Genomic DNA, 2,606 nt, shown 5'->3' with positions numbered 1-2,606 from the left:
GGGGCGCAGGTGGGCATCGTCGCGGGCCCGGAAGGCGAGGAGATCCACTGCGACCAGTACGGCCGGGTGAAACTGTGGTTCCCCTGGGACCGGCGCGCCAAGAAGGACGGATCGGACACCTGCTGGGTGCGCGTCTCGCAGTCTTGGGCAGGCGGCACCTGGGGCGGCCAGATCATCCCGCGCATCGGAATGGAGGCGATGGTCTCCTACATCGACGGCGACCCTGACCGCCCGTTGATTACGGGGCTCGTGCCGAATCCGAGGCAGAAGGTGCCCTACGAATTGCCGACGAATAAGACGCGAAGCGTGTTTAAGTCTAATACTCACAAGGGCGCCGGATTCAACGAACTGTCGTTTGAAGACGAGAACAACCTCGAGGAAGTCTTCGTCCACGCCCAACGGGACATGAACGTACGCGTCCTGCGCAACCGATCCGACCTGGTTCATCGCAACCAGTCCGCCCGTATCCTTGGCGAGAAGTTCGAGCGAGTGGACGAGAGCAGCCGGATGGAGGTGCGCGGCAATCTCGACATTTCCGTCGGAGACGAGGGCAACTTCATGGGGGCTTCGACCTTTCTTCAGGCTGGCAACACCTTCCGCCTGCATCCGGAAACTTACGAGGCGTCTCGCAAGGACTGGGGCGAGGCGAGCGGTGCGGTTCGCGTTCAAGCGCAGGGTGACCTGACTCTGGTTTCCGGAAATTATTTGGGCATGAATGCGACCGAAATCGCCGACATCACCTCGACCGGTCACGTTAGCGTCACCGCCGGCAGGTGGTTGTCGATGGAATCCCAGCGCTTGATGTCCATCCAGTCGGGAAGCGCCATGCGTATTCGAGCCATGGATAGCATCCGACTGGTCAACGCAGCGGGCGGTATTATCATCGACAAGGACGGCAACATCACTCTCTACGGCAAGAGCCTGAAGGTTGAAACGTCTGGTCCCATTGCCATGACTGGCGTGCGAATCGACCTGAACTAGGAGTCCCGATGGCAATCCCCGTTACCTCCGTTGATCCCAAAACCCGCGTCGAGGAGATCGTTGACGCCATGGATTGGCGCGCGATGTGGGACTCCCCGCCTTTTGAGGGGTCGAACTACGTCCATGCCCTGGTCGTGTTCGAGAGTTTTCTGCGCTGGTGCATCAAAGGGCACCTGCACTCGGGGCCGCAGCAGACCACAAAGACGCAGATCGAACGCGCCGCCGCCGAGACATGGGCAGCAAGCCCGACGGCCTCGACCATGTTCATCGGCAAGGTGGCGATGGCCCAGTGGGCGCCCGCTTGGGCCAAGGTCCCCTACACCCTATGGACGGTGGCTGAACTGCTGCCGGAGTTGGAACGGCTGCGCAAGCGGGTGGCGCTGTTGTCGATCATCCGGGCCTATATCGGTGTCGACGGAACCGCCAACACACTAGGCGGGAAGGCGCTGAAGGGCGGCCTGGAATCGCAGGCCGCCAAACGCGCCGTCAGCGCCGCCACGCTTGCCCGGTTGGGCGTCGTCGTCAAAGGCAGCGGCCATATCGGGCTGGGCATCACCATCCTATCGGGCGTCGGTCTGACGCTCTACATCCACATGCTGAACAATGCGATCCAGGAGATTGAGGAGGATATCGAGACCAATCGTATTCCTGCCGGCGAGATCACACAGGCGGAATGGGACGCCTTCGATCTGCGGGTCAGGAGAAATCAGTGATCGAGCGATGGCTGCCGCTCTTCCGTATCATGGCGACCGCGCTCGCTGAGGTCTTCACGCTGCTGTGGTATCTCGAAAAGCGACGTGGTGCGGACTTCGAGCCAATGGTGGTGGCACAATGCACCACAGAAACGTGCGAGGCGTCCGCCGATACGGCCAATGTTTTCCGCTCGGCGGGGCGGCAAGGGTTTAACCCGTGGCCGGAGATCGACTACTGTGCCCGCTCACTGGAGATTTTGTCACAGACGCCACCGGGTGCTGCGGCGCGTTTCGTGCCCGAAGCGATGGCGGCGGAAGGCCTTTTGCAGTTAAAGCCGTCCCAGGGCGGCGTTTTCGTCGCGCCCGGCCCGGCGATCCAAGGTGCTTTCGCGCCGTTTCGAATGATGATCGAACGCGGCGGCGCTCCGAGCTGTTACCGGAGTAGCTTTGAGCCTTGGCTGTATCTGGTGCTGCTCCTGGCAGCGCTATTGTGGTGGGCTCCCTGGCCACGAGGCCCCACCTCAAAATCTGACCATACGAAGCATTAGGTAACTATATGTCAGAAATATTGGGAGGCTCAGTAAATATTATAGGTGGGTGGTTCAAGAAAAAATTCGTCAGATTCTGATCGATCACTATCAGCGCGGGGATATGACTGATGAGAAATTCACAGACCTGTTTGGGTCAGATATTGATCCATCGTATATCAAAAAATATTGGGAGATGTAAATGAAATAAAACCAAATAGAAACAAGCGTAGTGTCGTATATTTTACTAATTATATTTATATCCGTTACGGCGATCGGGTGGGCGACGTTATACTTTGGTGTGTACAGATAGTGAGCGAGAGCTTTGCGATCAAGCTGATGAAGCGCCAGGGTCGCGCTGGGTCCGTGGCCCCGGCGCGTCAGGGGCGACCGCGCGGCAGTGGCA

The 2,606-nt window shown here is 59.1% G+C and carries 3 protein-coding genes; all 3 read left to right on the top strand.

Annotated elements, in window-relative coordinates:
• Positions 1 to 981, top strand: a 981-nt coding sequence (locus BLP76_RS18505; protein ID WP_139163782.1) for a type VI secretion system tip protein TssI/VgrG, incomplete at its 5' end; no start/stop codon positions are given.
• A gap of 8 nt (positions 982 to 989) precedes the next feature.
• Complete coding sequence (locus tag BLP76_RS18500) at positions 990 to 1,694, top strand: hypothetical protein (RefSeq protein ID WP_092816710.1); 705 nt, start codon at positions 990 to 992, stop codon at positions 1,692 to 1,694.
• A complete protein-coding gene (locus tag BLP76_RS18495; protein ID WP_092816708.1) occupies positions 1,691 to 2,221 on the top strand; it encodes a hypothetical protein in 531 nt (176 codons plus the stop codon). The genes BLP76_RS18500 and BLP76_RS18495 overlap by 4 nt, the downstream gene beginning before the upstream one ends.
• Positions 2,222 to 2,606 lie beyond the last annotated feature (385 nt).

Source organism: Afifella marina DSM 2698 (genome assembly GCF_900102695.1).
Lineage (GTDB): Bacteria > Pseudomonadota > Alphaproteobacteria > Rhizobiales > Afifellaceae > Afifella > Afifella marina.
This window is presented reverse-complemented; position numbering and strand designations above follow the sequence as displayed.